Source organism: Paenarthrobacter sp. CAP02 (assembly GCF_040137855.1).
In the GTDB taxonomy this organism is placed as follows: domain Bacteria; phylum Actinomycetota; class Actinomycetes; order Actinomycetales; family Micrococcaceae; genus Arthrobacter.
The window spans coordinates 52,903-79,665 of the sequence record NZ_JBEEII010000005.1; the positions used below are offsets into that span (position 1 = coordinate 52,903).

The window sequence follows — 26,763 nt, forward strand, 5'->3', positions numbered from 1 at the left end:
GGCCATACACGCCTTCGGCAGCCCACCCAGCGGTGAGCGGTCACACCCGTGCGACGGACGCCTGTACATGGACACCCTGAAGAGACACCCATGCACGCCCGGAACCGCTAGATAGCTCCCCCGTTGCCCTGCGCCTGGACCATCCGTGCTTCACAAAGATCCAGCCAGCGCACCTCCGCTTCGGCCTGGAAAATCAAGGAGTCCAGGACCAACAGCCAGGCTGTGTCGGACAGTCGCTGGTTGGCGGAGACTGCCTTGCGGGCCTGCGTGTGTTCCTGCAGGGCACGGAGTGAGACTTCGCGCTGTGACTGGATCACTTCAGAGGCGTCAACGCCGGGCAGGGTTACGGCGAGCGCCAGTTTGATGGCGATCTCGTTCCGCGGCGGACTGCCCCGGTCAACCGCCCCCGCGAACCAGGCCGCGACTTCCCCGACCCCGGCGGCAGTGATGCTGTAGACGACGTGGCCACCGCCGTCGTCGCCGTCTTTGCTGACCAGGCCATCACGTTCCAGCCGGTCCAGGGTGGTGTAGACCTGCCCGATATTAAGGGGCCAGGCGGCACCGGTCCGGTCCTCGAATTCGACCCGCAGCTCATAGCCGTACCGCGGCCGGTCCTGGAGCAGGGCCAGCAGACTGTGCCGGATGGACATTGGACTCCTCGCTGCGGTGGATTGACTGGTCAGAGCAGAAGCAGGACCTTGCCCACGTGGTCGCCAGAGTCAAAGTACCGATGTGCCTCCTGCACCTGGTCCAGCGGGAAGGACTTGGCCACCAGGGGACGGATCCTGCCGTCGGTGATCATGGGCCATACGGACTCGCGCACGGCTGACATGATGATGCCTTTTTCGGCCACGGACCGGGGCCGGAGGGCTGTTCCGATGACGGCCGCCCGTTTGCTGAGGAGCTGGCCAAGGTTGATGTCCGCCGTGGTGCCGCCCTGCAGCCCGATGACGATGAGCCTGCCGTAGTCGGCGAGGGCGTCAATGTTTTGCTGCAGGTATTTGGCGCCGACGACGTCGAGGATCACGTCAGCGCCTTTGCCACCGTTTTGTGCCCGCAGGCTTTCAGCGAAGTCCTCTTCGGTGTAGTTGATGGCGATGTCGGCACCCAGGAAGGCCTTGGCGGTGCCAACCTTCTCGTCCGTGCCGGCTGTGGCCGCAACTTTTGCGCCGTAGGCCTTGGCCAACTGGATGGCCATGGTGCCGATGCCGCCCGTTGCCCCGTGGATGAGGACCGTTTCGCCGGGTTGCAGTTGGGCGGTCATGATCAGGTTGGAGTACACGGTGGCAGCAACCTCGGGCAAGGCGGCTGCGGTGATGAGGTCCACGCCGTCGGGAACCCGGAGCACCTGCTCGGCGGACACCGCGACCTGCTGGGCGTAGCCGCCGCCTGAAAGAAGGGCAACAACTTTGTCTCCCACGGAGAATGCCTTGGTGACGCCCGGGCCGAAGGCTGCGATGCGGCCGGACACTTCAAGCCCGGGGATCTCTGAAGCCCCCGGGGGTGGCGGATAGAAACCGCGTCGCTGCTGCACATCTGCCCTGTTCAGGCCCGCGGCCACGACGTCGATCAGGACTTCGCCCTCGCCCGGCACCGGAGCAGGGACCTCCCGGACCTCGAGGACTTCGGGCCCGCCTGGCTCTGAGATGTAGACGGCTTTCATGACGAACTCCCGGTTTCTTGCTTGTCCGCCGGCCCCGGGGCGGGGACCGGACAGACGTGATGTTTTGGAACAGCCAACTCCCTATGAAACACTACTAGGCGAGGAAGGTTGTCCGAGCGGCCTAAGGAGCTGGTCTTGAAAACCAGTGTGCGGTAACCCCGTACCAAGGGTTCAAATCCCTTACCTTCCGCCAATGAATGCCCCGGGTTCCAAACCCGGGGCATTTTTGTGCCCGTGATCCCAGTGCGTCCGGGCTAACTGAGAACCTGCAACCGGAACATCATTGAAACTGTCAGACCCCCCGCATAGTGTTCTACCTGTCTCCACACCTCTGACCTAAACCGCAGCTTTACCGCGGAACTACAACAGGAGCCTGACCTATGCCTACGCCTGACATCACCCCCGGCGCACCGTGCTGGATCGATCTGATGACGTCCGATACAGAGAAAGCCAAGGAGTTTTATAACGCCCTCTTCGGCTGGACGTACGAAGCCGGCGATGAGGAGACGTACGGCGGCTACATCACCGCATCCAAGGACGGAAAGCTGGTTGCCGGCATCATGCAGAAGCGAGCTGACATGGGTGCCATGCCGGACCTCTGGTCCACCTACCTGCGCACGGATGACATCAAGGCCACCACGGAATCCGCAGCGGCCAACGGCGGCCAGGTCTACATGGAGCCAATGGATGTTCCGGAGCAAGGCAGCATGGCCATGTACGGCGATTCCTCGGGCGCATCCATCGGTGCCTGGCAATTCGGTCAGATGAAGGGTTTCGAAGTAGCTGCAGAACCGGGCTCACCGGCGTGGCACGAACTCCTTGCCAAGGACTACGACTCAGCCGTGTCTTTCTACCAGAAAGTCTTCGGCTGGGACACGAATGTCATGAGTGATACCCCGGAGTTCCGCTACACCACCCTGGGCGCAGGAGACAACGCGAAGGCGGGCATCATGGATGCCGCCGGCGTACTCTCTGACGAAGTACCGTCCATGTGGAGCGTCTACTTCGCGGTTGAGAACACCGACGCCACAGTAGAGCAAGCCCTCGCCCTGGGAGCAACGGTCATGCATGCCGCGGAAGAAACACCGTTCGGCCGCCTGGCGACGCTCATTGATCCCACCGGCGCAGTATTCAAGGTCATCCAGGACCTGGGCCAGTCCGCTTAGACTTTTGATTTCCGGGTGGTGCCCGGCGCCTCCTACCCAGGGGCGCCCGGCTCCACCCGCCCACCGCCGATCCTGGGGGATCGTTCGGCGTTGGTGCCCTGACCGGTCCCTCATTGTTTGGCCGCAGAGTGGGCATCCACGATCTCCTCCTGCGGTCCTTGGGGAACGAGGACCTGAGTTGCAGCACCTTTCGCAAACCATCAAAGCCACCGCCGTGTTGGGCCTGGCGACCCTGGCCCTGACGGGTTGTTCGCTGATCAGCAGCGGGGACGCCAAGCGGGACGAGTCCGGAAAACCCACCGAAACATCTGTTGCAGTCCGAGGTGGAGAAGCAATCCGAAGACTTTTGCGGTTCCGAGTTCGCAGGCTTCGTGGGCGTGCCCTATGATTCATCAACCCTGGAACTGACCTACTTCTACCCCACTACCGATACGTGGAAGGCCGATGACCGCGAGATCGTCTGCCTGATCGGCGGCGCGTCCGGCGCAGCTACGTCCGGGACCCTTAAGGGCGCCGCCAAGTAAAGAAGGCCAGTGGGGGCACTCTCCGGCCACCACTGGTCCACTTCCCATTCATCCGTTCGTGTTCTGCTACGTCTGAGGCAGCTTTACCCCGGAGTAACTTCCGGGAACAGCGCCCACTTCACAAGAAGGTGGGCGTCGTCCACAGGGCCATACAGGGCTCCCTAATGAAAGTTAGAGCGGATGCACCAACACCATTGGAAATTACTGGCAGGAACGGCCTTGTCGGCAGGGTTGCTTGCAGCCCCGTTGACGGCTGTCCCGGCCATGGCGGCGGACGATCCCGCCACGCCGGCGGGCACATCGCCGGTGGTCATCAACGAGGCCTATCTCAGCGGCGGAAGCAGCGGCGCGGCCTTCAAGAACAAATTCGTGGAGCTCTACAACTCCTCCGACGCGCCCGTCAGCTTGGCTGGCTGGTCCTTGCAATACCGGTCGGGCACCGCCACCGCAGCACCGACGGGAATCACTCCGTTGACAGGGAGCATCCCGGCCAAGGGCTACTTCCTGGTCCAAGGGGCCAGCAACAGCGCCTCCTCTACGGCGCCGGCCCTCCCCACGCCGGATGTTCAGGCTTCCGGAACCCTGAACCCGAGCGGAACCACCGGGACACTGGTCCTGGCGAAGCAGAGCACCGCCGTGTCCCCAATTCCCGCGGGTTCAGTGACGGCCAACGCCGCCATCGCCGATCTCTTGGGTTACGGAACGTCCAACACTTTTGAGACTGCGCCTGCAACGGCTCCCGCCAGCAATTCAGACGTCAAGAGCCTCAACCGGACCAACGGCGTTGACACCGATTCCAATGCCGCTGATTTCACCCTCAGCGCCACCATCACCCCCACGCCTTCGGCTGGCACCACGCCGCCCACCGATCCTGGGCCGCAACCGGGTATCAAGACCATCGCGGAAATACAAGGCACCGGCACGGCCAGCCCGTTAGTCGGCAGCACGGTAACCACCCGCGGCAAGGTCACCGCCGTTTACGCCACCGGCGGGTTCAACGGCTACTACGTCCAGACCCCCGGCACCGGCGGCGACGCCGCAGGGGCGGCCAGGACGGCGTCGGACGCTTTGTTCGTCTATTCACCCACGACGGCGGCCACGGTCCAGCCGGGCGACTACCTGGAACTCACCGGCGCGGTCAGCGAATTTGCCAACCAAACACAGATCACAGTGGAAGCCGCGGGGCTGAAGAAGCTCGCCGAAGCGGCACCCGAGGTCAAGGCCACGCCGTTCGCGTTGCCGGCGAACGAGGCCGCCCGCGAAAGCCTCGAAGGCATGCTTGTCTCACCCCAGGGTGACTTCACGGTGACTGACAACTACTCCCTGAACCAGTACGGCGAGATCGGCCTCGCGGCCGGCAAGTCCCCGTTGGTCCAGCCGACGGCGGTGGCTGCTTATGGCTCCCCCGAGTATGCCGCCGTGGTGGCAGATAACGCCCTGCGCGGCATCAAGCTCGACGACGGCGCGTCCACCAACTTCCTCAAGGACGCCGCCACTAAGGCCCAGCAATTGCCCTACCTGACCCCTTCGGACCCCGTACGTGTCGGTTCGCCCGCCACGTTCAAGACCGATGTCATCCTGGGGTACGGGAACAATTCGTGGAAGTTCCAGCCGCTGACGGCGCTGAGCCCCGCAAACGCCGCGTCCGTCCAGCCTGCAACCTTCACCTCCACCCGCCCCGAAGGTCCTGCAGACGTGGGTGGCAGTCTAAAGCTGGCCTCCTTCAATGTGCTGAACTACTTCCCCACCACGGGTGACCAACTCACTGGCTGTGTTTTCTACACCGACCGCGACGGCAACCCGATCACCGTCAAGGAGGGCTGCAACGCCCGCGGCGCTGCCAACGCAGAGAACTTCGAGCGCCAGCAGGCCAAGATCGTTGCCGCGATCACCAAATCGGGCGCCGACGTCGTGTCCCTCGAGGAGATCGAGAACTCGGCCCAGTTCGGCAAGAACCGCGACGACGCCCTGTCCAAGCTCGTGGAGTCCCTTAACGTCAAGACTCCCGGCGTGTGGGATTACGTGCGCACACCAGCGAACGCTCCCCCGCTCAGCGATGAAGACATGATCCGCACCGCTTTCATCTACAAAAAAGCCACGGCCGAACCTGTCGGCGAGTCAATCATCCACAACGACACCGTGGCTTTTGCCAGCGCCCGTAAGCCGCTGGCGCAGGTGTTCAAGCCGGTTGGCGGCAGCGATGACAAGAAATTCATCGCGATCGTGAACCACTTCAAGTCCAAGGGCTCCGCAGCGACCCCGGACGACACCGACAAGGGCCAGGGCGCCTCCAACGTTGCCCGCACCAAGCAAGCCGAATCCCTGCTCGCTTTTTCCAAGGACCTCCAGGCTTCCAAGGGCACTGACAGGGTTTTCCTGATCGGCGACTTCAACGCCTACTCCAAGGAGGACCCCATCAACGTCCTCACCGACGCAGGGTACACCGACCTTGAGGTCGGCACCGGCAAGCACTCCTACCTGTTCGGCGGCATGGTGGGCTCCCTCGACCACATCCTGGCGTCCCCGGCAGCCCACAAGGTGGTCACGGGAACCGACATCTGGAACATCAACTCCGTGGAGTCAGTGGCGCTGGAATACAGCCGGTATAACAACAATCTGACCAACTATTATGCCCCGGACGAGTTCCGGGCCAGCGACCACGATCCCGTGGTGGTGGGCCTGAACCTGACTCCGGACGCACCGGCCACCGTTGACCTGCAATTCCTGGGCATCAACGACTTCCACGGCCGGATCGACGCCAACACGGTGCTCTTTGCCGGAACGGTTGAGAAGCTCCGTGCAGCAGCAGCGCCCGGCGCGACTGCCTTCATTTCCGCAGGCGACAACATCGGCGCTTCCCTCTTCGCATCCTCGGTTGCGAAGGACCAGCCCACCATCGACGTCCTGAACGCACTTGAGCTGCAGGCCTCCGCTGTGGGCAACCACGAGTTCGACGGCGGCTGGTCAGACCTGCGCGACCGCGTCATCGCCGGAGGCAACAACGCAAAGTTCGCCTACCTGGGCGCCAACGTTTACCAGAAGGGCACCACCACCCCGGTCCTGCCGGAGTACAAGGTCCTGGACATGAACGGCATGAAGGTAGCGGTCATCGGTACGGTCACCCAGGAAGTTCCTTCCCTGGTAACCCCCGCGGGGATCACCGATCTTGAGTTCGGCGACCCCGTGGACGCCATCAACCGGGTGGCTGCGAAGATCAAGGCCGAAAAGCTGGCGGACCTTATCATCGTCGAAAACCATGACGGCGCCGCTTCCGGTACCCCCGAGGGCGCCACGTTGGAACAGGAAGTTGCCGCGGGCGGCCCGTTCGCCAAGCTCGTCAACGAAACCACCCCTGACGTAGCTGCCATCTACACCGGGCACACCCACAAGGAGTACGCCTGGGACGCGCCCGTACTTGACGCCAACCGCCAACCCACCGGCAAGACCCGCCCGATCGTGCAGACCGGCAACTACGGCGAGAACGTGGGCAGCGTAACGCTCACCGTCGACACGGCAACCAAGTCCGTCACCGCCTACAAGGCAGCAGTCGTGGACAGGACCACCGAAACCGCTGAAAGCCTCGTCGCGGCCTACCCGCGGGCGGCCGCAGTGAAAACCATCGTGGATAAGGCCCTGGCCCAGGCTGCTGAAATCGGCAACCAGGCCGTGGGTGCCGTGACCGCCGATATCACCACAGCATTCACCCCGGACCCTGCCGGAGGCGCCCCCAAGCGGGACGACCGCGCCAGCGAATCCACGCTGGGCAACCTGGTAGCGGACTCCCTGGTGGACACGCTCAAGGCGCCCGAACTCGGCGCGGCGGAAATCGGCGTCGTCAACCCCGGCGGCCTGCGCAACGAGCTGTACTACGCGCCGGATGGCACCATCACCTACGCCGAGGCCAACGCGGTCCTGCCGTTCGTGAACAACCTGTGGACCACGTCCCTGACGGGTGCACAGTTCAAAACGCTCCTGGAGCAGCAGTGGCAGACCAACCCGGACGGTACCGTACCAAGCCGCCCGTACCAGCAGCTGGGGGTGTCCAAGAACGTCAACTACACCTACGATGCTGCCCGTCCTGCGGGTGACCGGATTACCGGCATCTGGGTCAATGGCGCTGTGATCGGCCCCGCAAAGCAGTACAGGATCGGTACCTTCAGCTTCCTGGCAACAGGCGGTGACAACTTCCGGGTCTTCAAGGAGGGCAGCAACACGAAGGACACGGGCCTGGTGGACCGTGACGCCTGGATCAAGTACCTCCAGACGCACAACCCGGTCTCGCCGGACTTCGCACGCCGCTCAGTTGCTGTGGCAAACTCCACCGCTGCCGAGGTCAAGGGCGGCGAGTCCGTGACGTTGACGGTTTCCAAGCTGAACCTGACCTCCATTGGCAGCCCGGCGAACACCTCATTGAAGGCTGTCTTCGTTGATGCCAAGGGCGCCTCCGTGGCTCTTGGAGATGTTCCGGTGACCGCCGGTGCGGCGTCCGTCAACGTGAAGGTTCCCGCCACGGCGGCCGCAGGTACCGGTACCTTGGTGCTCACCGCCGTCGAGTCCGGAACGGTAGTGAAGGCCCTGGTTAAGGTGGCCGCGAGCGGCCCCAACCCGCCGCAGTGCACCCCGCCCACCAAGCCGTCCAAGTGGTACGACATTGTTGGCTGGCTGCGGTACGGCATCGAATGGTTGCAGTACCAAAAGTGCCTGAGGGGCTAAGCACCTCATAGCATGACCCAAAGACAGGCCCCCCACGAGTTAATCGTTGGGGGCCTGTCGTGTGGTTACTTGTTTGCCGGCTCCGGATCCTGGACCTTGGCAGCATCGCTGCGCAGCTCAGCCTGGAAAGCCGCGTACCGCGCCAGGTGCGTTGGGCGGCGCCGGAGTACCGCCCACGCAATCCCAAGGATCACGAACCACAGCGGCGTTGCGAGCAGGGCTGCGAGCGTGTCCGGCTGGGTGGTCAGCGTCCACAGCACGAAGGCAAAGAATGCGAACACCACCCACACCATGGCCACTCCGCCGGGCATTTTGAACGCCGAAGACTCGTGAAGGTGTGGGCGGCGCTTCCGGAAAGCCAAGTAGCTGGCCAGGATGATCGACCAAACGAAGACGAAGCAGACAGCTGACACGGTGGTCACCATGTCGAACGCCTTGCCGACATCCTGGCCGGCGTACATGAGCACGACGCCGGACAGCAACAGGACGCAGGACAGGAACAGTGCGTTGCGGGGTACTTTGCGTCCGGAGAGCGCGCCAAAGACCTTGGGGGCATCGCCTTCCTGGGCCAGGCCGAACACCATGCGGGACGTGGAGTAGATCCCGGAGTTGGCTGAGGACATGGCTGACGTGAGGACCACCAGGTTGACGATGGTGGCTGCTGCACCCAGGCCGGCCAGCGAAAACATGGCAATGAAGGGGCTGTGACCGGCAGCGAACTGGGTCCATGGCGTGACGGACATGAGGATGATCAGCGCGCCCACGTAGAAGAGGAGCACGCGGATGGGAATCGAGTTGATGGCCTTGGGCAGGTTCTTTTCCGGGTCCTTGGCCTCGGCCGCAGTAGTGCCCACCAGTTCGATGCCTACGAAAGCGAAGACCGCGATCTGGAATCCGGCGACGAAGCCCATGAATTCGTTCGGGAAGAAACCTCCATGGCTCCAGAGGTTGGTGAAGCTGGCGGGTCCGGCGTCGGACTGGAAGCCGCTGAAAATCATGAACAGGCCAACAATGATCAAGGCCGCGATGGCGACGATCTTGATGAGGGCGAACCAGAACTCGGTTTCGCCGAATGCCTTCACCGTTGCCAGGTTCAGTAGCAGGAGGATGCCGATGGTAATGAGACCCGGCACCCAGAGCGGAAGGGAAGGCCACAGCTCCTGCGAGTAACCCGCGATCGCGATGACGTCCGCGATTCCCGTGATGACCCAGCAGAACCAGTACGTCCAACCGGTGAAGAAGCCGGCCCAAGGACCCAGGAGGTCAGCTGCGAAGTCGCTGAAGGATTTGTAGTTCAGGTTGCTGAGCAGCAATTCGCCCATGGCACGCATGACGAAGAACAGCATGAAGCCGATGATCATGTACACGAAGATGACGGACGGGCCGGCGGCTGAGATGGTTTTGCCGGAGCCCATGAAAAGGCCTGTTCCAATGGCTCCGCCGATGGCGATGAGCTGGATGTGGCGGTTGCTGAGTTGCCGCTCAAGATGCGGGGAATCGGTACCGGTTGAAGGTGGGCGCTGAATCGTCAAAGGAACTCCATCGTTCAGGCGGCACTGGGTGCCACAAGATTCGGTTCCTCCCCGCTCTGTAGATGGACCTGAGAGTTTCCGCAGGCGTGGGCCTGCTTGCACCTTCGGTGAGCCCGGCGTTCCGGACTGCTTTCCAGAGTTGCCTCGCCGCGGCGGTACATGGGCCTGAGAGATTCCTGGGGAGGGTTTGCTCCTACGGCGCCTGTGGTGATGTACCGGCAGGGCTCTCCCGCCGCGGATCAAAAGCGCGCACCACCAGTTCGGTGATGCAGCTCACACACTAACGAAGGCCGGGCGGCACTGCAAACCTGAGTCCTCAGCGGGCCAGAATGCTACGCGCAATCTCGTCGGCGTCCCGCAGGGTCCGCTGTCCGCTGGCATAGGCCTGCCCGGTTCGGGGCCGGGCCTCCGCCGCGATGGCCGTGCCCCACTGTGAGGCGGACAACTGCAGGCCCAGCACGTAAAGGTTCTCGGTGACCGCCCCGTTCGCCGCCAAGGGCCGGTACGGATGTGGCACGACGTCCAAACCCGTGGTCTGCATCGGGGTACCTTCGACGCTCATCATGATCTTGGTTCGGACCAACCCGTCAGCCATGAGCTGCTCCAGCAGCGGAGAGAGGTTGATGCCAACCCTGTTGGCAGGCGACATCGCCTCGATCAGGGTCCGGGCTTCCACCGGCGCGTCGCGCACCCACGGCGAAACCGCACGGAACAGTTTCGCACTCCGGTCCACACTGAACTTCGGGTCCGGGCCAACAAAACTTACGACGCCGGCCCGCGCCAGGGCGGCCAGCTGCTCCGAACGCAGCGCGGGCGCCCCACTGGCCAGCCCCTCTACGAAGGACTCAAACCAGCCGCGAAGCCCTGCCAACCAGGATTCGTCGGTGATGCCGCCATCGGCCACCACCGATTTCAGGATTGCCCGACCGGTGTGGAGTGCACCGATGGCCATCTTCACAGGGTCCGATTCGCCCAGAGCCGATCGGCGCGCATCATCATCGAGGTATGCCGTGATGGCCGCGTCCAGCTCCCGCCTGGACGCAAAAGTACGCCCTGCCAGCGGCGCGGCAAGCCCGCGAAGATTCAGCCGACGGGACGCGACGACGTGCTTTTCCACGAGATCGCCCACATCGTTCTCCCACTTCGCCGTGGTGTGCGCGTGCGGTTGGAGTGCGTCCTCGAGGTCCGCCAGGAACTGCGCGGGGTCCTTGATCGCAGTGGGTTGTGAGCGGGCCAGCGTTGAGTAATACGCCCACAGCGCATCACGGTGCAGCAGCGGCCAAAGATCGTGGTCGAAACCGGGCTGGATTCCGGCCGCATGAAACCGGTCCACGGCGTCTTCGGTCAGGTAGCGCATCGTGATGCTGCTGGGGTAGTAACCCGCCAGCCCCGCCTTGGCCCGGTAAGGGGTGCCCCGCCGGGAGGCAGCAATAATCCTGGGTTCCCGGCCAGATGCCCGATACTCCAACACGCCTGCCCCCGGAGAACCGGCCTCGACGAACTTCCCGCCGCGGCCCTCCGTCAGCTGTCCCATGACGTCGAAGAAGTTCAATCCCATTCCGCGGATCAGCACCGGCTCGTTATCCGGCACCGCCTCCCAGTCAACGTCGGCGGGTGGCGCCGGCGGAAAATAGAGCAGTCCTTGCTCCTCCGCCGCGCTCTTGAAAGACCTCTGCTCGGGATTCAGCCGGGACTCGACATGACCCAGCGCGAGGACCACGGAACCGACGGTGAGGATCGCACCGTTGGCGAGTTCGACGTCGAACGCGTCTTTGGTTCCGTCCTTCACCGGTCGCGCCGCGACGGCGGAGGTCTCATGGAACGTGACCTCGACGCCGTCGGGCAGCCGTTCGAGCAAGCCATCCAGGGTCTGGCGCAAGTACCGCCCATACAGGGCACGGCTGGGGAAGTCGTGTGATTCGAGCGTGGCAAGCTCCGCCTTTTCGGCGTCGTCCAGTCCCAAGCCATCATGACGCCGGGCCTCGCGCCATTTGTCGAACGAACCACCGGCCAGCGGAGGAGCGAGCTCAGGGTCCTCCGGGATGAGCGTCGGATAAAACGACTGGGTGTTCATCAGGTAGAGCCGGGACTGCCCCGGCTGCCACACGTGGCCCGAACCCGCGGGGAAAGGATCCACCACGTCGATGTGCAGGGTGGCCCCCGACGCGCGCACAGCATGACCCCCGGCAGCCCAATTCGCGAGCAACCGCTCAAGGACGCTGGTGCCCCGGGGGCCAGCCCCCAGCAGGGCAACACGGTTGGTTTCGGATTTAGCCACGCTCAAGCCTAACTTCTGCGTGACTTGCTTACTGTTGAAAAGTGTTGCTTGGATGGGGCAATGACCACCACAGAAGCTGATCAGACGCCACTTCCCGGGAATATGGCCGCGCCCGGCCGTCCCCGCCACGCCGCTGAGGTTGCGCCTGAACCCACGGATGAAAACATCTGGCTCGAAGACATCCATGGCGAAGAGCAGCTTGCATGGGTCCGGGAACAGAACGCGCGAACCGAAGAATTGCTTGAGGACGCTGAATACTCCGCCGTCGAAGCCGGAATCCTTGAGGTCCTGGACTCAACGGACCGCATTGCCATGGTCTCCAAGCGCGGCGGGTTCTACTACAACTTCTGGAAAGACCAGGAACACCCCAAGGGACTCTGGCGCCGCACCACATGGGAAAGCTACCTCACCGACGATCCTGAATGGGACGTCCTCCTGGACGTTGATGCGCTGGCTGCAGCGGAGGGCGTCGAATGGGTCTTCCATGGGGCCGGTTTTCTCCGCCCTGCGGACGGAAACGAGTACCGGCTGGCCATGGTGTCGCTGTCCCCCGACGGCGGTGACGCGGACCGCCACCGCGAGTTCGACGTCGAATCGCGCACCTTCGTTGAGGGTGGCTTCGACCTCCCCACTGCCAAGGGCAACGTCAGCTGGCTCGATGCCGACACCCTGCTGGTCTCCAGCACCGCGGACGGGCTCCCGGCCACGACCTCCTCGTACGCCCGGACCGGCGTCAAACTCCGCCGCGGGGAGGCCTTGGCCGATGCTGAACGGCTTTTCGAAATCCCGGAAGACCACATGCTGGCCATGGTGGCCCACGATTCCACGCCCGGCTTTGAGCGGACTTTTGCAGTTGACTACATCGACTTCTACAACCGCAGCACGTGGGTGCTGCGGGACGGATCCTGGGTGGCCATCGATGTACCAACCGACGTCAACATCAGCGCCCACCGCGACTGGCTGCTTTTCCGCCCCCAGAAGGACTGGGACGTTGATGGCACTGTTTACCCGGCAGGGTCCTTGCTCGGGGCTGCCTTCCAGGACTACCTGGCGGGTACACGTTCCTTGACGGTGCTGTTTTCGCCGGACGAGCACACATCCCTGCAATCCTGGAGCTGGACGCAGGACTACCTCCTGCTGAACCTCCTCCGCGATGTCTCCTCGGAGATCCGGGTGTTGAATCCGTCAGTCCTCGACTCCCATGGAGCGTGGGCTTCAACGCCGCTGGACGCCTGCCCTCCGCTGCACGACGTGAACGCCTACGCCGTGGACGACGAAGACCCAGGCTCCGCCGGCAACGACTTCTGGCTCGTGGCCACCGGTTTCACCACGCCCACCACCCTGACCCGTGGAACGCTCTCCCCTGCCTCGTCCCAAGGCGAGGACGGCGGCGTGGTGAGCGAGCACTCGGTAGTGAAGCGGTCGCCGTCGTTCTTCAACGAAGCGGACTATGAAGTCCAGCAACACTTCGCCGTCTCGGCGGACGGAACCAAGGTCCCCTACTTCCAGGTCGCCTCCAAGGACCTGGTCCTGGACGGCCAGAACCCCACCCAGCTCTCCGGCTACGGCGGGTTCGAGATTTCCCGTACACCCGCATACAGCGGCACGATTGGGCGCGCCTGGCTGGAACGGCGGACATTTGGAGCCCCCTCCGACGACGGCACGGAATCCCACTCCCGTGGCGGCGTCTACGTAGTGGCCAACATCCGTGGTGGCGGCGAATACGGACCCTCCTGGCACCGCGCCGCGCTCCAGGAGAACCGGCACCGCGCCTATGAGGACTTCGCCGCGGTCGCGAAAGACCTCATCTCCCGCGGCGTCACCAGTCGACGCCGGTTGGGCTGCGTAGGCGGTTCCAACGGCGGGCTGCTGGTGGGAAACATGCTCACCCAGTATCCGGAATTGTTCGGCGCTGTCTCCTGCGGGGTGCCGCTCCTGGACATGCGCCGCTACACCAAGCTGTCCGCCGGCTACTCCTGGATTGCCGAGTATGGCGACCCCGACGTGCCTGGACAGTGGGAGTTCATCCGCACGTTCTCGCCGTACCACCTCCTGCACGACGGCGTGGAATATCCCGAAACCTTCATCTGGACTGCCACGTCCGACGATCGGGTGGGACCCGTCCAAGCCCGCAAGATGGCCGCCCGCATGCAGGCCATGGGTATCCCGAACGTCTGGTTCCACGAGGCCTTGGAGGGCGGCCACGCGGGAGCATCGGACAACCGGCAGGCTGCCGCGCTGCAGGCACGGAGCAACCATTTCCTGTGGCGTTCGCTGGCCGGGAGCAACTGACCAACAACTGGTTTTGCGCTGGAGTGCAGGTTCTGCGTATCCTTGGTGGGCTAGCAATAGCAAAGGGAGACGTGCCAGAGCGGCCGAATGGGCTTCACTGCTAATGAAGTGTGGGGCACAACTCCACCGGGGGTTCAAATCCCCCCGTCTCCGCGAACAGGTCCCGGTTTTCGAACCGGGACCTTTTGCGTTTAACCGCGCTTCGCTCCGCCGCTCACTTCGGCTCCCGCGTGCCGGTGCAAGGCCAGGCTGTCCACCGTGCTGATCAGCATCAGGACGGCCATCGCAATGAACGCCCCCTTATATGCCGCTACCTGGTCACCGCCCAGGAGATGCGTCGCTTCGAACAGCCGCAGGAACAAAGCTCCCACCGCGATCCCGGCCGCGGCAGCCAACTGAACCAGCGTCGCGGAGATCGCGTTGGCCGAGGGCAGCTGTTCCGGGACGATGTCCGCGTACTGCACCGAGGCGTACGCGGAGAAGCCGATGGAACGGAAAGCTCCGCTGAAAAGCAGCAAAGCGAGAATCACGGGCTCAGGAGTTTGGGCATCCAGGAACGCGCACAGGGCAAACGTCACGGCGGAGGCGAACGACGCGAAAACGAGCACCGGCTTGAAACCGAAGCGCCGGATCAGAGGCGTCGTGGCCGGCTTGATCCCAATATTGCCGACGAATACTGCGGCGACCATGACACCGGCTTTGAGGGGATCCCAGCCAAAGCCGTCCTGGAACATCAGCGGCAACAGGAAAGGCACCGAACTGATGGTCAGCCGGTAAATGAAACCGCCCGTGGAGGTCGCCCTGAACGTCCTGGTCCGGAACACTCCGAGGTTGAACAGGGGAACGTCGGCTTTCCGCATCCACCAGACAGCGCCCGCGAGCGAGAGCACCCCTGCAGCGACCACCACAACGGCAATCGCGTTGGACGCGTGGCCGCCCAACGTTTCCAAACCCACCACCAAGGCACCCACGCCCAGGGTGGTCAGCAGGAGCCCAAACCAGTCAAGGCGGCGCTTGGAGTCGAACTGGGTCCGGGGCACCAGCCTGAGCGCGGCAATGAACGCCGCCAAGCCAAGGGGCACATTGATGATGAAGATCCAGTGCCAGGACAGGAAGGTAGTGAGCGCGCCACCGACCATCGGAGCCAGGACCGGGGCGAGCAGTCCGGGCCACACCAAATAGGCGGTGGCCCGGAGGAGCTCGGATTTGGGAGTCCCGCGCAACACCACCAGGGTGCCAACGGGCACCATCATGGCCCCGCCCATGCCCTGGGCCACCCTGCTGAGGGTAAGCATGGACAGGTCTGTGCTCACGGCGCAGAGCAGGGAGGCGACGGTGAACACCGAGATGGCGAGGCAGAAGATCCGGCGGGCACCGAACCGTTCAGCCAGCCAACTGCTGAGCGGAATTCCCATTGCAACCGTCACCAGGTATGCGGTCATGGTGATGTTGATATCTGCCGGCGCTACGCGGAAATCCGCGGCAATGCTGGGAATCGCGGTGGTGAGGATGGTGCCGTCGAGGAACTCCATGAAGAACGTTGCAGCCACCAACAGGGCCAGGCGCGGCCGCCAGCTGGTTCCGTTGGGGGTGTCGACTTCTGTGTTGCTGGGGTTTGTGCTCATGGCTCCGGTCCAGGATCTGGCTGTGGGCCCGTGACAGGCCGCTGGCGTGTTGGCTCGATCCTATAGAGGCACAGTGGGAGCGATCACAACATGACGTTCTTTACCCCGCCTTCCTATCCCGCTTGCGCCAAGGCCAGGGGTAGAACGGCTCCCACACCGGCTTGGCGCAACGCCAAGGCCGAAACCGTCATGGTCCAGCGGCTGTCGATAAGGTCGTCCACCAGCAGCACTGGCTGGCCTCCGGTACCAGCCAGGGCCTGGGCAAGGTCCGGGCCCACAACAAGCCGGTCCCAGACGCCGGCAAGCCGGTAGGCGCTGTTGCCCCCTCGGGCTCCGGTGGGCCCACCGTGCTGGGGCTGCAGCTGGCCCAGGTAGGGCATCCGCCCGATGCCGGCTATTCCCTGTGCCAGGGACTCCACCAGCTGCGGCTTACTCCTGGACGGGATGCTGACCACGGCTGCGGGTCGACCCACTCCGCTCCAAGGAGTTCCGCCTTCAGCTCCTGACCACTCACGAAGCACCTGGACACAGGCTTGCAGCATGGCCGGATCCACGGCGCGGTCCGGGGAACCAGCAGCGAACAATTCTCGCAGCGCCCCACCCCAGCCCAGGTCCGTCAGCCTGGCCAGGACCCGGCCTTCTGAGACGCATTGGTCAGGTTTGATCTTGCCCTTGACGGCCACCCCCAGCCGATCCATGCCGCTGGGCCATTGGAGTCGCGGCTCCACGGCGATACCGGCGCGTCGTAGGGTCTGGCCAGCGGCATCGGCTGCCGAGGCTGCCACGTCCACGGGGAACCATCGGCCGGCACAGTTGTCGCAGCGACCACACGCTGCTGCGGTCTCGTCGTCGAGGACGGACGTGATGTACTCCATGCGGCATCCAGCCGTGTCCTGGTAGATCACCATGGAGTCCTGCTCGTCCACCCGCGCCTCTGCGATGCGTGCGTACCGCTCGGCGTCGTAATGCCAGGGGCTCCCGGTTGCTCTCCAGCCGCCGCCTACGCGTTCTACCGCCCCGTCCACGGCCAGGACCTTCAACAGGAGCTCCAAGGGCGTGCGGCGGAGGTCCACGCGGGCCTCCAGAGCGACGGTGGACAAAGCCGAACCCGCGTCCCCGAGGGCACGCAGCACGGCGTCGGCCTTTTCAGCGGACGGCATGGAAGCCGTTGCGAAATACTGCCAGATCTCGCGGTCCTCTGAGCCTGGAAGCAGCAGCACGTCTGCATTGGCCGCTCCACGGCCTGCGCGGCCAACCTGTTGGTAGTAGGCAACGGGCGATGATGGCGCACCAAGGTGGAGGACAAAACCCAGGTCCGGCTTGTCGAATCCCATGCCCAGCGCTGATGTGGCCACGAGCGCCTTTACCTGGTTGTCCTTGAGCAGTTGTTCTGCGCGCTCCCGGTCTGCAGGGTCCGTCCGGCCTGTATAGGACAAGACGTTGTGCCCGGCCTCAGCGAGGAGCCTGGCTGTGTCCTCAGCAGCTGAAACGGTGAGCGTGTAAATGATGCCGCTGCCGGGCATGTCCTTTAGATGGGTCAGCAGCCATCCCAGGCGGTCCCTGGAATCAGGCAAGGACAGGACGCCCAGGCGCAGGGACTCCCGCCCCAGGGCCCCACGGATGGTCAGTACTCCGGCGCCGAGCTGTTCCTCGATGTCGTGGACCACCCGGGAGTTGGCCGTAGCCGTGGTGGCCAGCACCGGAACCGACTCCGGCAATTGGGCAATGAGGTCGGCGATGCGCCGGTAGTCGGGCCGGAAGTCGTGACCCCAGTCCGAAATACAGTGGGCCTCGTCAATAACCAGGAGGCCGGTACGGCGAATGAGCTCCGGAAGCTGGTTTTCCCGGAAAGATGGGTTGGTAAGGCGCTCCGGTGAAACCAGAAGGACATCAACTTCGTCGGCGGCCAGCTGCGCCAGGACGGTATCCCATTCGAGGGCGTTTGCAGAGTTGATGGCCACGGCACGCACTCCTGCCCTGGCGGCTGCAGCCACCTGGTCCCGCATGAGTGCCAGCAGCGGGGAAACAATCAGCGTTGGTCCCGCGCCCCGGCGCCGTAGAAGCAGGGATGCCACGAAGTAGACGGCGGACTTCCCCCAACCTGTCCTCTGGACCACCAGTGCCCTGCGGCCGGCATCGACCAGCGCTTCAATAGCTTCGTACTGGCCGTCGTGGAACCGGGCTTCCGGGTGTCCCACCAACTCCCGCAGGCACGCCAGGGCCTGCTGTTCGGTAGGTGATTGCACGGAAACGGCAGCATTCGGGGAGTTGTTGGCCATGAACCCAGTATTCCAGCCACCCCCGACGCCCATCACCCGCGGACCTGGCTATGTGGATAGTGATTATCCACATAGCCCCCCGCCCGGTTCATGCCCCATTGCGTAGCCACAGTAGGATTGAGCGCGTGACTAGCGAGCAGAACAAGACATTCGACCTCTCGGCATCCTTCAAGGCGTACGACGTCCGGGGAATCGTGGGTGAATCCATCACGGCTGAAATTGTCGAGGCCGTAGGCGCTGCGTTCATCGACGTCCTGGGCCTTGAAGGCGGCACCGTTCTGGTGGGCGGCGACATGCGCCCTTCGTCCCCTGAGTTCAGCCAGGCTTTTGCCAACGGGGCAGCCACCCGGGGCGCCAACGTCCGGTTGCTGGACCTGATCTCCACCGACGAGCTCTACTACGCCTGCGGGGCCCTGAACGCAGCCGGAGCCACGTTCACAGCCAGTCACAACCCAGCCGAATACAACGGCATCAAGATGGCCAAGGCCGGCGCGCAGCCCATCTCATCGGAATCGGGCCTGAAGGAAATCCAGGCCCTGGCCGAGGAATACCTCAACACCGGCATCATTCCCGCAGCCGAAACCCGCGGAGAGATCAGTGTCCATGACGTCCTGAAGGACTACTCCGAGTACCTGCGCCAGCTCGTGGACCTCTCCGGCTCGCGTCCCCTGAAGATCGTGGTGGACGCAGGCAACGGCATGGCCGGACTGACGACCCCCGCAGTTCTCGGCGATAAATTGCTCCCTGCCCTGCCTTTCGAGATCGTGCCGCTCTATTTCGAACTCGACGGCTCGTTCCCGAACCACCCCGCCAATCCCCTCGAACCGGAAAACCTCCGCGACCTGCAGGCCGCCGTGGTCAAGCACGGTGCCGACATCGGCCTGGCATTCGATGGTGACGCTGACCGCTGCTTCGTGATCGACGAGAAGGGCGAGCCCGTCTCCCCGTCCGCCATCACCGGCATGGTGGCCAGGCGTGAAATCGCCCGTGCCCGGGCAGCAGGCGAGGAAACCCCCGTGATCATCCACAACCTCCTCACCTCCAAGGCCGTACCGGAACTGGTGGCCAAGGACGGCGGCCGTGCCGTACGCACCCGTGTGGGCCACTCCTTCATCAAGGCTGTCATGGCGGAGGAAGGCGCTGTCTTCGGCGGCGAGCACTCCGCGCACTTCTACTTCCGGGACTTCTGGAACGCTGACACAGGCATGCTCGCAGCCATGCACGTCCTCGCTGCCCTCGGCGAGCAGGACGGCCCGCTCTCCGAGCTCGGCCGCCAATACGAGCCCTACGTTTCATCCGGAGAAATCAACTCCGAGATCGAAGACAAGGCCGGGGCCGTGGAGCGGGTCCGCGTGGACTTCGAAAGCGAAGACATCGACATCGACCACATGGACGGCTCCACGTTCACTGCAAAGGACGGCAGCTGGTGGTTCAACCTGCGGCCTTCCAACACTGAACCGTTCTTGCGCCTCAATGCCGAGGCCAAGGACCAGCCCACCATGGAGAAGATCCGCGACCGCGTCCTGGCTCTGGTTCGGGCCTAAGGCCAAGCCATGACCGACCAGTCCACCGGCGAGACGTTGCCGGAAGAATCCGACCAGGACCGCGAGCTCCGGGAGACACTGGGCACTGCGCTGGGGACCGCGCAGGAGCACATCCAGCAGAACGGTGGTTTCTTTCCGTTCGGCGTGACGCTCTCGAACGATGGTGAGTTCCGAATCGTCATGATCGCGCCCGGCGAACCGGACGCAAATGGTGACGTCGATGCCGGGCAGATGCTGACCGATATCCACCACCTCCTGCGCCAAGGCCGCGACGATTTCAAAGCGGTGGCCCTTGTCAGTGACGTCACGTTGCCGGACCATGGTTCGGACGGCATCCATGGTGCCGCCGAACACAGGAATGGCGAAGTCCGGGCAGCAATCATCCCGTACTCCCCCACCGCGGAGGGTTTTGCCTTCCGTCCTATGGAGCCCGATACCCACGAGCCATCCATCTGGGTGGACTAGACCCTACTCACATGAGCTGATCCCATGAAAATCAACGCGTTCGCAGACGTTAGCCTCCGCGCCATCATGGTGTTGGCCTCGGCCCCCGAAGGCATGTTGTTGACCACGCAGGCGGTGGCCGACGCCGTGGGGACGCCGTACAACCACGTCAGCAAAGCCATGGTCCGGCTCCGTGCTTTAGGTTTCATTGACGTCGAGCGTGGCCGGCTTGGTGGTTCACGGCTCAGCGAACACGGCCGGCGAGCCACAGTCGGCGAGGTCCTGCGCCACTTGGACAGCCGGCAGGATCCAGCCGAGTGCCAATCCCCCACCAAGAATTGCCCCCTCATCAACGAGTGCGAACTGCGCCGGGCCATGACCCGGGCCAGGGAGGCCTTTTACCGCGAACTCGACTCCGTGGTCATTTCCACCCTTCCGCATGCGCGCCAAATGAACCCGGTGTTCCAATCCATCGGGCTCCGTCCGGAGTTCCGAACACCCGCCCCACTTACATAACCGCCGCGCGGAACGATACCGTTCCTAACCTGCGCGCGAAGAACGACGGCGGCCCGCCACCTTTCCAACGAAAGGTGACGGGCCGTCGTCGTTCACTTAAGAACGCCGTTGTTCCTAAGAGGTCTAGCCCAGACGGGACTTGAGCCCATCCAGCTCGGACTGGAGTGCCGCCGGGAGCGATTCGCCGAAGTTGGCGAACCATTCCTCGATGGACGCCAGCTCGGTTGCCCATTCTTCAGGATCGACGCGCACGGCTGCCTCGACCTCTGCCGGGGTCATGTCCAGCCCTTCGAGGTCGATGGATTCGCCGGTCGGTACGAAACCGATCGGAGTCTCCACAGCGTCAGCCTTGCCTTCGAGGCGCTCGATGGCCCACTTCAGCACGCGGGCGTTGTCACCAAAGCCCGGCCAGGCGAAGCCACCCTCAGCCGTGCGACGGAACCAGTTGACCAGGAAGATCTTGGGCAGTCGCTCCGGGTTGGCCTTCGCGGACAGGTTGACCCAGTGGTTCAGGTAGTCGCCCGCGTCGTATCCGATGAACGGCAGCATGGCCATGGGGTCGCGGCGGACAACGCCAACGGCACCGGCTGCAGCAGCCGTGGTTTCCGAGGACAGCGTGGATCCCATGAAGATACCGTTGGACCAGTTGCGGGCCTCGGTAACCAGCGGAATGGTGGTCTTGCGGCGGCCACCGAACAGGATGGCGGAGAGCTCAACGCCTTCGGGGCTGAAGTACTCTTCGGCCAGCATGTCGATCTGGTCGATCGGCGTGCAGAAGCGGGAGTTCGGATGCGCGGCGGGGGCGTCGGAGTCCGGTGTCCAGGACTCGCCGCGCCAGTCGGTCAGGTGCGCCGGAGTCTCCTCCGTCATGCCCTCCCACCAGACGCCACCGTCATCAGTCAGTGCGACGTTGGTGAAGATGCTGTTGCCCTTGGCGATGGCACGCATGGCGTTGGGGTTGGTGCCCCAGCCGGTGCCGGGAGCGACGCCGAACAGGCCGGCTTCGGGGTTGACGGCGCGGAGCTCGCCTTCCTTGCCGAAGCGCATCCAGGTGATGTCGTCGCCCAGGGTCTCCACCTTCCAGCCCTTGATGGTGGGGTCGAGCAACGCGAGGTTGGTCTTGCCGCACGCGGACGGGAAGGCAGCAGAGATGTAGTAGGTCTTCTGCTCGGGAGAGGTCAGCTTGAGGATGAGCATGTGCTCAGCCAGCCACCCCTCGTCGCGTGCCATCACGGAGGCGATGCGCAGGGCGTAGCACTTCTTGCCGAGAAGTGCGTTGCCGCCGTAGCCGGAGCCGAAGGACCAGATGGAGCGCTCTTCGGGGAAGTGGACAATCCACTTGTCCGGGTTGCAGGGCCAGGCGACGTCGGCCTGGCCGGCTTCCAGCGGGGCACCAAGCGAGTGCAGGGCCGGGACGAAGAAGGCATCGGTTTCGGTGATGCGGTCAAGGACGTCAGTGCCGATGCGGGCCATGATGCGCATGGAGGCAACAACGTAGGCGGAGTCGGTGATCTCGACGCCAAACTTGGGGTCTTCAGCATCCAGGTGGCCCATGACGAACGGAATGACGTACATGGTGCGGCCGCGCATGGAGCCGGCGAACAGACCGCGCAGCTTCTGCTTCATCTCGGCCGGGGCCATCCAGTTGTTGGTGAAGCCTGCGTCGCGCTCGTTTTCGGAGCAGATGAAGGTCTGCTCTTCCACACGTGCAACGTCAGCCGGGTCAGAGAATGCCGCGAAGGAATTCGGGAACGTCTCCGGGTTCAGCCGCTTGAGCGTGCCGGCCTCGACAAGCTCGTCGGTGAGTTTCTTGTTTTCTGCTTCGCTGCCATCGACCCAGTGGATGCGGTCCGGCTGGGTCAGCTCGGCAACTTCCTCAACCCAAGCCAGCAGGCGTGCATGCGTAGTAGGTGCCTTCTCAAGCAGCGGCAGTCGCGCCAGATCGCCCATTGTGGTTCCCTTCCTCGGGTTCAGTGGTGTGTCCTAAACGATAGGGGCCGCGGACCAGACCAATGGGCTGTCAGACATCGGACAACCGTGGGACCGAAAAGTAAAAACGCCTAGAAATCAGGGGCAATGGCTCGCCAGAGGCAGATTTAAGTGACTAAGGTCACGTAGACCGGTCTAGTTGCGCAGATTACAGCTTTTCGATTTGGAACTTCACATGAACTTCTGTAAAGTTTATTGAGGTTCGAGGGGGTCAGAGAAACAGACCGCCGAGAATCACACGAAATGCGCCCATAGCTCAGCTGGATAGAGCGTCTGTCTACGGAACAGAAGGTCAGGGGTTCGAATCCCTTTGGGCGCACAAATAAAGACCCGCACCGGTTCGCCGGTGCGGGTCTTTTGTTTTGCCCAGCATTAGTTCGCACAGCGCGCGGTGACCCGCGCGCAGAACGGAAAGAGCCGCCGTCGTACTTCAGGTGAAAGTACGACGGCGGCCCGTCACGTTGGGAGTGGAGGGTCAGTCGCCCACGGCCTCGCCGATACGGCGGCGGATTCCGTCGAAGTGCCGATTGAGCAGCTCGGAGGCTGATCCCTTGTCCCCGGCGGCAACAGCGGCGTAGATGTTGCGGTGCATGGCGGCGGTCTTCATGAGGTCCTCGTTGCCGGGTCCGATTTCGACGTGGATCTTCCGGTAGACCTTCCAAAAAACACCCATCAGGTTGATCAGGAGCTCGTTGTTGAGCGGCTCGAAGAGCCTGCGGTGGAATTCGGCATCGGCGGCCACGAAGTTTTCGCCGGCAGCGGCGAGTTCCTCCATCTGCTTCACGGCTTCCTCAATGGAGGCAAGCTGTTCGGGCGTCATGACGTCCATCGAAGAGCCAATCAGGCCCGACTCCAACGCCTGGCGCACATCGACGAGCTGCAACGCCTCAAGTCCCTGATGACGCAGCGACAACCGGCCCCTGAAGGTGAGCCCGTCGGCGAGGGCGTCAAAATTGCTGGGAGCCACGAACATGCCGAAGCCGTGACGGATCTCGATGACGCCCAGGGCCTGCAGGACCTTGAGGGATTCGCGCAGCGTATTGCGCCCGACTCCGAGAGCCACCGACAGCTCGCTCTCTGTCGGCAGTGGATCGCCCGCCTCCAGCTCACGCTCGAGGATCAATTCCATAATGTCCGACTGCAAGGCACGCAGCCGGGCCTGTGCACTGAACCGCGCTTGCGGAACTACACCGGAAGTTGTCATGGCTTTCTCCTTGCCGCTGCATCACCCGGGAAGCCGAGGTGGTGCGGTGTTAATATTGAGGCGAGCTTAGTGCCCACCGCAGATTGAGTGACTCGCAACATACAATATCGGATGTCCCACCTCCTTGATAAGTATGTTCAGGGATTTCGCTGGGATTTCCCCTTCGGACCGGCCGCAGCCGGAAAACCGCCGGGCGCGCGGACGAGGCCAGGCCGCCCACTCTCACTTGACGTTCTCTTGTGACCGCCCTTACAGTTTCCATACGAGCATCGGACGTCCTACATCCGATAACCCACGAAACGCGATTGGTGAGGCACCCTATGAGCAAGACGATCAACAGCCTGCCGCTGGTCAATGACGCCAGCCGCCGGAACTTCCTGAAGCTAAGCGGCGCAGTTGGTGCAGCAGCCGCCTTCACGGCAACACTCTCTGCGTGCGGCGGCGCTGCCAGCACGAGCACCGGCACCAGCACCAACACGGCAGCCGTCAACAAGGACCTCACTATCGAGGCAGGCATTTCCTACGCGCTCTCCACGGGTTTCGACCCCCTGAGCTCTTCGGGTGCGACGCCGATGGCCGCCAACCTGCATATCTTCGAAGGCCTCATCGAACTGCACCCGGCCACCCGCGAGCCCTACAACGCCCTGGCCGCAGCGGATCCCAAGAAGATCAACGACACCACCTACCAGGTGACCATCCGCGATGGCGCGAAGTTCCACGACGGCTCCCCCGTCACCACCGAGGACGTCGCTTTCTCCTTCACCCGCGTGATGGACCCGGCCAATAAGTCGCTGTTCTCCCAGTTCATCCCCTTCATCCAGGACGTCAAGCCCGTCGATGCCAAGACGGTGGAATTCACCCTTAAGTACGCCTTCCCTGGCTTCGGACCCCGCATCTCCGTGGTCAAGATCGTCCCCAAGGCACTCGCTACCGACCTGAAGGCATTCGACGCCAAGCCCATCGGCTCCGGTCCGTACAAACTCGTTTCCGCAGTCAAGGACGACAAGATCGTCTTCGAGGCATTCGCCGACTACAACGGCCCCAAGCCGGCACTGGCCAAGGGCATGACCTGGCTGCTGCTCTCGGATGCCGCGGCCCGCGTCACCGCCGTCCAGTCCGGCCGCGTCCAGGCCATCGAAGACGTTCCCTACCTGGACGTCGATGGGCTGAAGTCCAAGGTGAAGGTCGAATCCGTCCAGTCCTTCGGCCTGCTGTTCCTCATGTTCAACTGTGCCAAGGCACCGTTCGACAACAAGCTGGTCCGCCAGGCACTGCACTACGGCCTGGACAAGGAAGCCATCATCAAGAAGGCCCTGTTCGGCAACGCCAAAGCCGCTACCTCCTACTTCCAGGAAGGCCACCCGGACTACGTCAAGGCCAAGAACGTTTATGGCTTCGACACGTCCAAGGCCGAGGAACTCCTGAAGCAGGCCGGCGTCACCACCCTCGAATTCGAACTCCTCACCACGGACACCGCCTGGGTGAAGGATGTTGCGCCACTGATCCTCGAGTCCTGGAACAAGATTCCCGGTGTGAAGGTCACGGTCAAGAGCCTCCAGTCCGGCGCCTTGTACAGCGACCGCGTTGGCAAGGGCGACTACAGCGTGGTCGCTGCCCCCGGCGATCCCTCCGTCTTCGGCAACGATGCAGACCTCCTCCTGAGCTGGTTCTACTCGGGTGCCACCTGGATGGACAAGCGCGCTTTCTGGACCACCCCGGAGCGCACCAAACTGCAGGGCCTCATGGACAAGGGCTCGCAGGCCTCGGGCGATGACGCCAAGAAGATCGTCGGCGAAATCGTGGACATGGTCTCCGAAGAGGTCCCCCTGTACCCGGTCTTCCACCGCCAGCTTCCCAGCGCCTGGGACGAAAAGAAGCTCAACGGCTTCCAGCCCCTGCCCACCACCGGCCTGTCGTTCGTCGGCGTCGGACGCACAGCCTAAGCAATCCTTCGCGTTGTGAGGCCTGCTCTGCAGGGTTAAACCCCCAAAAACCCTGCAGAGCGGGCCCCACAACCAGATCAACCGGAGAACAAATTGGTCACGATATTGCGTCTGCTTGGCCGCAGGCTTGCAGCATTGCCATTGATGATCCTGGGCATCACGTTGCTCGTCTTCCTCGTCCTTCAGGCCGCTCCCGGCGACCAAGCCAGTTCAGCCCTCGGCGACGGCGCCAGCGAAGAAGCGAAGCAGCAATACCGCCAGGACAATGGCCTGAACGACCCCTTGGTACTGCAGTACTTCCGTTTCCTCGGCAAGCTCCTGCAGTTCGACCTCGGCGTCACCACCCCACCGGCAAAGTCGGTGGCGTCCATGATCGGCTCGGCCTTCCCGCTGACCCTGCAACTGACTTTCCTGGGCGTCCTCATCGCGATCGTCCTTTCCCTGGCCTTTGGCATCATGGGCGCCCTGTACCGCGACAAGTGGCAGGACCAGTTGGTCCGCGTCTTCTCAATCGCCGCAATTGCCACGCCGTCGTTTTGGCTGGGCATCCTGCTGATCCAGTGGTTCGCCCTCGGTGAGAACCCCATGTTCCCCTCGGGCGGAATTGCGACGCCGGAATCCGGCTTTGGCGGTTGGCTCAACTCGATGGCGCTCCCGGCTTTGGCCCTCGGCATTCCCGTGTCCGCGTCCCTGATCCGTGTGGTCCGTACCTCCATGGTGGAAGAACTGGACCGCGACTACGTCCGGACCGCCATCGGCAACGGTGTCCCCTACCGCGAGGTCGTCTCCAAGAACGTCCTCCGCAACGCCCTCGTCACCCCGGTGACCGTGCTGGGACTGCGCGTTGGCTACCTGCTGGGTGGCGCCGTCGTGATTGAAATGATCTTCGCGCTGCCCGGCATGGGCCAGCTGATCCTCAACGGCATCACCAACCTGGACGTCAACCTGGTCCAGGGCGTGGTGCTCACCATCTCGGTCACCTTTGTCCTGGTGAACATCGTGGTGGACCTTCTCTACCTGCTCATCAACCCCCGAATCAGGACGGTATAGC

Annotated in this window: 17 protein-coding genes, 3 tRNA genes and 1 riboswitch; of the genes, 12 read left to right on the top strand and 8 right to left on the bottom strand. The window is 63.4% G+C overall.

All coding sequences use genetic code 11. The annotated features are described in order from the left end of the window. Positions 1 to 107: 107 nt before the first annotated feature. Together ABHM97_RS10185 and ABHM97_RS10190 are read right to left on the bottom strand one after the other, a co-directional pair. On the bottom strand, positions 108 to 650 hold the full coding sequence (locus tag ABHM97_RS10185; protein ID WP_235520052.1) for a PadR family transcriptional regulator: 543 nt from the start codon (positions 648 to 650) through the stop codon (positions 108 to 110). Between the two features lie 29 nt (positions 651 to 679). Further along, positions 680 to 1,663 carry an NAD(P)H-quinone oxidoreductase gene (locus ABHM97_RS10190; RefSeq protein WP_349470575.1) on the bottom strand — a complete coding sequence of 328 codons (984 nt, stop codon included), beginning with the start codon at positions 1,661 to 1,663 and terminating at the stop codon, positions 680 to 682. Between the two features lie 102 nt (positions 1,664 to 1,765). Here ABHM97_RS10190 and ABHM97_RS10195 point away from each other — a divergent pair. The 4 genes from ABHM97_RS10195 to ABHM97_RS10210 all read left to right on the top strand — a co-directional run bounded on the left by ABHM97_RS10195 (position 1,766) and on the right by ABHM97_RS10210 (position 8,066). Continuing rightward, positions 1,766 to 1,856 (top strand) — tRNA-Ser (locus tag ABHM97_RS10195). Between the two features lie 187 nt (positions 1,857 to 2,043). Continuing rightward, complete coding sequence (locus ABHM97_RS10200; RefSeq protein WP_257370372.1) at positions 2,044 to 2,829, top strand: VOC family protein; 786 nt, start codon at positions 2,044 to 2,046, stop codon at positions 2,827 to 2,829. Between the two features lie 323 nt (positions 2,830 to 3,152). Continuing rightward, on the top strand, positions 3,153 to 3,353 hold the full coding sequence (locus tag ABHM97_RS10205; RefSeq protein ID WP_349470576.1) for a hypothetical protein: 201 nt from the start codon (positions 3,153 to 3,155) through the stop codon (positions 3,351 to 3,353). Between the two features lie 180 nt (positions 3,354 to 3,533). Further along, positions 3,534 to 8,066, top strand: a complete 4,533-nt coding sequence (locus ABHM97_RS10210; protein ID WP_349470577.1) for an ExeM/NucH family extracellular endonuclease — start codon at positions 3,534 to 3,536, stop codon at positions 8,064 to 8,066. Between the two features lie 65 nt (positions 8,067 to 8,131). On the opposite strand, the gene cycA is transcribed toward ABHM97_RS10210, so the two are convergent. Next, positions 8,132 to 9,598, bottom strand: coding sequence for a D-serine/D-alanine/glycine transporter (gene cycA, locus ABHM97_RS10215; RefSeq protein WP_235520042.1), 1,467 nt, complete (start codon positions 9,596 to 9,598; stop codon positions 8,132 to 8,134). Positions 9,599 to 9,741: 143 nt separating this feature from the next. Then, a riboswitch (glycine riboswitch) is annotated at positions 9,742 to 9,840 on the bottom strand. Between the two features lie 74 nt (positions 9,841 to 9,914). After that, positions 9,915 to 11,876 carry an FAD/NAD(P)-binding protein gene (locus ABHM97_RS10220; protein WP_349470579.1) on the bottom strand — a complete coding sequence of 654 codons (1,962 nt, stop codon included), beginning with the start codon at positions 11,874 to 11,876 and terminating at the stop codon, positions 9,915 to 9,917. A gap of 60 nt (positions 11,877 to 11,936) precedes the next feature. Between ABHM97_RS10220 and ABHM97_RS10225 the strand changes: the two genes are divergently transcribed. Together ABHM97_RS10225 and ABHM97_RS10230 are read left to right on the top strand one after the other, a co-directional pair. After that, positions 11,937 to 14,168 (top strand): prolyl oligopeptidase family serine peptidase, encoded by a 2,232-nt coding sequence (locus tag ABHM97_RS10225; RefSeq protein ID WP_349470580.1) that lies wholly within the window; start codon positions 11,937 to 11,939, stop codon positions 14,166 to 14,168. Between the two features lie 65 nt (positions 14,169 to 14,233). After that, positions 14,234 to 14,321, top strand: a tRNA-Ser gene (locus ABHM97_RS10230). 38 nt (positions 14,322 to 14,359) lie between these two features. Here the strand turns inward: ABHM97_RS10230 and ABHM97_RS10235 are convergent. Both ABHM97_RS10235 and ABHM97_RS10240 read right to left on the bottom strand, forming a co-directional pair. Beyond that, positions 14,360 to 15,793, bottom strand: coding sequence for an MFS transporter (locus ABHM97_RS10235; protein WP_349470581.1), 1,434 nt, complete (start codon positions 15,791 to 15,793; stop codon positions 14,360 to 14,362). A gap of 113 nt (positions 15,794 to 15,906) precedes the next feature. Further along, positions 15,907 to 18,072 carry a RecQ family ATP-dependent DNA helicase gene (locus ABHM97_RS10240; protein ID WP_349470582.1) on the bottom strand — a complete coding sequence of 722 codons (2,166 nt, stop codon included), beginning with the start codon at positions 18,070 to 18,072 and terminating at the stop codon, positions 15,907 to 15,909. A 125-nt stretch (positions 18,073 to 18,197) separates the two neighbouring features. Between ABHM97_RS10240 and ABHM97_RS10245 the strand changes: the two genes are divergently transcribed. The 3 genes from ABHM97_RS10245 to ABHM97_RS10255 are packed head-to-tail and all read left to right on the top strand — an operon-like array spanning position 18,198 to position 20,576. Then, positions 18,198 to 19,616 carry a phosphomannomutase/phosphoglucomutase gene (locus ABHM97_RS10245; protein ID WP_257370380.1) on the top strand — a complete coding sequence of 473 codons (1,419 nt, stop codon included), beginning with the start codon at positions 18,198 to 18,200 and terminating at the stop codon, positions 19,614 to 19,616. Positions 19,617 to 19,625: 9 nt separating this feature from the next. After that, a complete protein-coding gene (locus ABHM97_RS10250) occupies positions 19,626 to 20,081 on the top strand; it encodes a hypothetical protein (RefSeq protein WP_349470583.1) in 456 nt (151 codons plus the stop codon). A 24-nt stretch (positions 20,082 to 20,105) separates the two neighbouring features. Beyond that, complete coding sequence (locus ABHM97_RS10255; RefSeq protein WP_349470584.1) at positions 20,106 to 20,576, top strand: RrF2 family transcriptional regulator; 471 nt, start codon at positions 20,106 to 20,108, stop codon at positions 20,574 to 20,576. 123 nt (positions 20,577 to 20,699) lie between these two features. Here the strand turns inward: ABHM97_RS10255 and ABHM97_RS10260 are convergent, their stop codons facing one another. Beyond that, on the bottom strand, positions 20,700 to 22,526 hold the full coding sequence (locus tag ABHM97_RS10260; RefSeq protein ID WP_257370383.1) for a phosphoenolpyruvate carboxykinase (GTP): 1,827 nt from the start codon (positions 22,524 to 22,526) through the stop codon (positions 20,700 to 20,702). A 284-nt stretch (positions 22,527 to 22,810) separates the two neighbouring features. Here ABHM97_RS10260 and ABHM97_RS10265 point away from each other — a divergent pair. Then, a tRNA-Arg gene (locus ABHM97_RS10265) sits at positions 22,811 to 22,884 on the top strand. A gap of 156 nt (positions 22,885 to 23,040) precedes the next feature. On the opposite strand, the gene ABHM97_RS10270 is transcribed toward ABHM97_RS10265, so the two are convergent. Next, entirely contained in the window at positions 23,041 to 23,769 is a 729-nt protein-coding gene (locus ABHM97_RS10270) for a FadR/GntR family transcriptional regulator (protein WP_349470585.1), read from the bottom strand. Positions 23,770 to 24,089: 320 nt separating this feature from the next. Between ABHM97_RS10270 and ABHM97_RS10275 the strand changes: the two genes are divergently transcribed. Together ABHM97_RS10275 and ABHM97_RS10280 are read left to right on the top strand one after the other, a co-directional pair. After that, positions 24,090 to 25,712, top strand: coding sequence for an ABC transporter substrate-binding protein (locus tag ABHM97_RS10275; protein WP_349470586.1), 1,623 nt, complete (start codon positions 24,090 to 24,092; stop codon positions 25,710 to 25,712). A gap of 93 nt (positions 25,713 to 25,805) precedes the next feature. Next, a complete protein-coding gene (locus ABHM97_RS10280; protein ID WP_255774092.1) occupies positions 25,806 to 26,762 on the top strand; it encodes an ABC transporter permease in 957 nt (318 codons plus the stop codon). Position 26,763 lies beyond the last annotated feature (1 nt).